Annotated in this window: 7 protein-coding genes; all 7 read right to left on the bottom strand. The window is 37.6% G+C overall.

The genetic code is table 11. The annotated features are described in order from the left end of the window. Positions 1-295 precede the first annotated feature (295 nt). Positions 296-760: a single-stranded DNA-binding protein gene (locus ECA01S_RS13580; RefSeq protein ID WP_067396456.1), complete on the bottom strand. Its 465-nt coding sequence runs from the start codon at positions 758-760 to the stop codon at positions 296-298. Positions 761-834: 74 nt separating this feature from the next. Beyond that, the gene (locus tag ECA01S_RS13585) at positions 835-1,221 is read right to left on the bottom strand and encodes a hypothetical protein (protein ID WP_067396458.1); all 387 of its coding nucleotides are present in this window, start codon (positions 1,219-1,221) and stop codon (positions 835-837) included. 128 nt (positions 1,222-1,349) lie between these two features. After that, positions 1,350-1,685 carry a hypothetical protein gene (locus ECA01S_RS13590; protein ID WP_067396461.1) on the bottom strand — a complete coding sequence of 112 codons (336 nt, stop codon included), beginning with the start codon at positions 1,683-1,685 and terminating at the stop codon, positions 1,350-1,352. Between the two features lie 23 nt (positions 1,686-1,708). Then, entirely contained in the window at positions 1,709-1,984 is a 276-nt protein-coding gene (locus tag ECA01S_RS13595; RefSeq protein ID WP_067396464.1) for a hypothetical protein, read from the bottom strand. A 394-nt stretch (positions 1,985-2,378) separates the two neighbouring features. Next, on the bottom strand, positions 2,379-3,182 hold the full coding sequence (locus tag ECA01S_RS13600; protein ID WP_067396467.1) for a replication-relaxation family protein: 804 nt from the start codon (positions 3,180-3,182) through the stop codon (positions 2,379-2,381). Then, positions 3,179-3,340, bottom strand: a complete 162-nt coding sequence (locus tag ECA01S_RS14245) for a hypothetical protein (RefSeq protein WP_143139634.1) — start codon at positions 3,338-3,340, stop codon at positions 3,179-3,181. Before ECA01S_RS14245 ends, ECA01S_RS13600 begins: the two co-directional genes overlap by 4 nt. A 633-nt stretch (positions 3,341-3,973) precedes the next feature. Further along, positions 3,974-4,643: TraM recognition domain-containing protein (locus ECA01S_RS13605; protein WP_157490306.1), on the bottom strand; the 670-nt coding region annotated here is incomplete at its 5' end.

Genomic DNA, 4,643 nt, shown 5'->3' on the forward strand with positions numbered 1-4,643 from the left:
TGTTTTTGAAGCGTTAATGTTTGCGTTAGCATTCGCAACATTGATTCTGAAAATCAGTAACAACAAGAAAAAATAGACCCGTCATAACCTTTGGCTAGGTGACTGGTCTATTTTTGACGAATAATCTTAGCTACCGTCTTAAACGGTCTACTTGAGGGCGTATTATCAGTACGTCCTCTTTACATAGTCATTATACCACATTTTGAGCGAGAAGAAAGGCGGAAGCCTTTCTTTTTTTCATGCGCTCCTAAACGGTGGTGGCGGTGGGAGTGTGGATCGCATGAAAAAACAGCCCTTATTGATTGTAGCCATATTCAGACATGCCATTCAATGGCGGTTGTTCAACCGGTGGTTCTTGGTTCATATAGGCTGGTTCATTAGCAGGTGGGGTCGGATTTGATTGTGGCATTTCTTGTTGCTTTTGTTCCCGATTCTGTACCGTTTCTTTGGATTCTAAAAATTCAAAGTCTTCCACCACTAGCTCGGTCACATAATGCGTCATTCCTTGTTGATCATCATAAGAACGGGTTTGTAGTTCACCATTTGCCCCAATCAACGCGCCTTTTTGAGTAAATTTGGCAAAGGCTTGGGCTGGTTTTCCCCATAAAACACATTGAACAAAAGTTGTCGGTAGTTTGCCATCTTTATCGGGTCTCTTACGTTTGCAGGCAAGCGTGAAATTTGCGACACTCTTTCCATTGTTTGTGGTGCGCAACTCTGCGCCTTTCGTTAAGCGTCCTACTGCGTGTACATTAATCATTGTTTTTCCTTCTTTCCTATTTTTTTATATTAGCCCACGGGTGGTTAACCACCCGTGGAAATTAATATCATTTTCTAAAAATAAAGTAATTTACCTGTCTCAAATGTAAATAGCGTCTCTATCAGCACGCCACCTATTGGAGCGGTGTTCTGTACAAAAGGTGTGATTGTTTCTTTTTTTCCATGTCTGTTAAAGTAAGAAAATGTAACAAGTCCTTGTTCAACGTTCAGCACTGTAAATTGCAGGTTTAAAATGCGGTAGCTAGCGCCTTTTTTACATTCTGATAATGGCAAGGAGTGAAGTTGAGCAAATGCTTCTGCCGCTTTTTTTGTTGGTCTGATAACAACATATTTTTCACATTCCTTTAATTCAGTGTATTTTTTCATACTTTCCTTAAATTCTTTGCTTGTAATTTCTTCAAGATAAACAGCTGTGTAGTTTTTATAGTTTCTCACTTTCATTTGAGAACGTCCCCTTTAGATTCCGCAAGCTCTAGGGCTTGCGGAATATTTTTATTGTCAAATAAGTTAAGGTACGTTATACTGGTTTTACAGTAGTAACTCGTATAACGTGTAGAAATCTTTTGTCGTTAGCAAAAGGTTTCTTTTTTTATGCTTTCGTTTGGTTTGGAAGAATAGATCTGTTTTAGGTCAACTGCTTTTTCAGCTAAAAACGCAAACATTTTCTTGTTTTTATAAAATCCATCGCCTATATCTATACGATAATGATTGATTATTTCGCCATTGACGATTTCGTCAAAATAAAATTTGTAGTATCCTTGTTCATTTTTCACTGCTTCATCAAGTATCTGTAGTTGTGAAATTAAATGAAGTGTTACTATTTCGCCTTTATATGTCCGCATGTCGTTGCTTTGTTCGTTGAATTCTACGATTAAATAATTTTCAGGTAATTTTGTACTATTCATTGTAACGTTCCTCCTCTTCCATTCTAGTTGAAATTTTCTAGTTTACCGTTGATTATTTCCCATTCGTACCACTCGCTAAAGTCTTGTACCATTCCATTTATTCTATGTTTATCTTGTTCTTTGGCTTCTTCTTCGTTCATAGGGTCAAGAGCGGTTGGTTTGTTTTCTGGAATGGCATAACAGCCTATCCAAGTGGTAAAATCTCCTTCAAAACAACCATCAATTTTTAAATTTCGTTTTGCCAATTGTTCGTTTGCTTGGTTTTTTAATCCTTTTACAAATTCGTTATCGTTAACCATTTTCTTTTCCCTCTTTCAAAAATATTTGTTTTTTTTCAACAACCATTTTTGTCTGGCGTGAGTGAGGGAAGCTGTTCGCTTCTTTGGCTCATGCTAGGACTTGTTGCACTCTCCCCCCTTTTCGTTTTTAAATTTGATTGTTCATTTTCGCCAGTATGTTTCGGTCGGTTGCTGTGCCGTAAAAGTTTCATAGACATCAAGAAAACACAAGGGCGAGCTTGCTCGTTTATATACCCTTGTGTTTTCGACTGGCTGTGATACTGTAACAAACAGCAGCAGACCGTTACATACGGCAATGCACCATCATAAAAACGAGTAAGTGGGAACAAGTCCGTCAAAGCATGAGCCAAAGAAGCGAAATTCAATGCACTTAAAAGAACTAGTCGCAAAGCGGCTAGTTCTTTCCTTTTTTCTCACTCCAATTGATAAATTTATCTTCTTCTAGTAATTGTTTCATTTCATATTCAAATTCTTCGGCAGAAAAAACATGCAATCGTTCAAACACTTCTTCTAAATTTTCGCCTTGTTGATAAATGAAATATTCTTTAAATAGTTCTAATTCTTCCTTTATGATTGGACTAGGTGTGACATAAATTAAACGGGCGTCTTCGTAAGTCGTTAAACTTTTAATATATTTTGGAAAGACCCCCTCACGGTAACGATTCCTTGTTTTTAAAGTCAATTCGATTTCAAATTGCCACTCCACTTCTCGTCCGTCCTCACCAGTAAAAACGAAAATAAAATCAGGGACAAAGTATTTTACGCCTTTTTTATTTTTCTTTTGGTCTTTGACTTCATAGACTTTCCGTCGTTCTGAAACCACAGCTTTTAAATGAGGGTGGCGGTGGCAAAGCTGCAACATTTTAATTAGATAATCATTGATTTGTAAATGGTGCTGTAAATTGTATTCAGGAACTTTGGGTAACGTGTAGTAACCGCCAATGTAATTGTGACCTTCCTTTGTAAGATAATAGTATGTCATTGTGCCACTTCTTGAGTGTGCTATAAGCCCCTTTTTTTTAAGTATTCGTAAATTTTCATACGTAGTACTTTCTGCTGCTATGTCGTCAATTTGTAAAAAGGTTTGCATTTGTTGAATAGAAATTACTCTCAATTCATGAAGGAGACATAAAATAATTAAACGGGTTTTCTCTCGTTTTGTGTAATCAATGTAGTAGTTGTAAAGTAATGGTTTCATTGTCTCGCCTTCTTTTTTAACTTAGCGAGTTCCGCTTCTTTCTTTTTAAGATCCGCTGAAATTTGAGCTGCTTGTTCCCAACTGTCCGCATAATGACGGTCGAGTATCCGTGATTGGATTTCTTGTTCGAGTGTTTCAATTTCTTTTAGTCTATTCATAGAAACCTCCTGTTTGATTTCAACATTTATTCGCTGGAATTTTATTTTAGTATTTACGGGTGCGCTTTTTAAAGGCACGGTTTTATTTTGCCCTTTCGATTGGTCTTTAATCGAAAGGGAGAAAGAACAAATAGGCAACGCCTATTTGTTTCATTGAAAAAGAGTTTCTTAAACAACGTGTAGAAAGTCTTTTTCGGGTCTTAAGTCCTCCAAGATTTGGTGGAGGATTTAGGAGGTTGTTGCTCTGAGCGATAGCCCCTTCAAGGTTTGGTGAAGGGGCGTCTATCGCAAGGGGTAGTTGTTAATCTTTTGACCTTTATCTTTTGAATTTATCTCTTGAACTTAATTATTATTATCTAACTTCTATCTCATATATTTTTCTCTATTCTGTTTGTCCTCGGCGCTTGGTATTTTTTTCGTAGTTGTAAAATTCCTGACCATTTTCGCTTATAAGGGGGTTTTAACCCACGTTGAGCGAAAATGGTCAGGAATTTTACAAGCGGAGAAAGCCTTTGATACCAAGCGCCGAGGACTTTTCCTCTCTATAGAAAATTATGGGAAAACTATGGGAAAACTATGGAGATACTATGGAGATACTATGGAAGAACTATGAGTTAGAACGTTCTAATCGCATTAAATTTGCTTATTATTTTTAAGCCAATCGAGTGCGTTTCGCACATAAACGGTTTGTGGCGGCTCGTCTACATTCTTGGCAGTACGTGACACAATGAACTCACCTGTACGCAACGCTTTAATCGCATTTGGGTTAATTTTGAAGCGGTCGACGTTTCGTTTTGTTCCACGTTCGCCTGTCCAATCGGCTTTTCCGACATCAGAATACCCTTCCTCTTGTTCAATCATGCTCGTTACCTCAATGTCTTCATAGGTACCCATTGTGTTACTCCAATACTCTGCTTCGCCAGTCTCATTCGTCTTTCCAATAATCAATGTATTTACATTTCCGACGAGTTGTTCTTGCAATTTATCTCCTAATTTTGCAATATCTGCCATTGTTTGTGGGGAGAAAATGGCGTGGACGCCTGCACCACGACCTTTGTTTACCATGTCGATAAACGCTTCGTTTAAGTAAGAAGCGGGCTCATCAAAGAGTACCAGTATGCCTTTACTTTGGTTTTTTCGATACATTTCTGACGCAAAATAATTGACGTCCCCCACAAGCATTTGTGCTAATGTACGAATGTATTCTTTGTAAATCAATCCATTTAATGAGACATACACAATCTCATTTTGACGAGCGATTTCTTGAATATCGAGTTTGTTTTCTGCGCCTTTTGTATCAAAT

Origin of the sequence: Enterococcus canis NBRC 100695, from assembly GCF_001544375.1 — a bacterium.
Taxonomy (GTDB): domain Bacteria; phylum Bacillota; class Bacilli; order Lactobacillales; family Enterococcaceae; genus Enterococcus_H; species Enterococcus_H canis.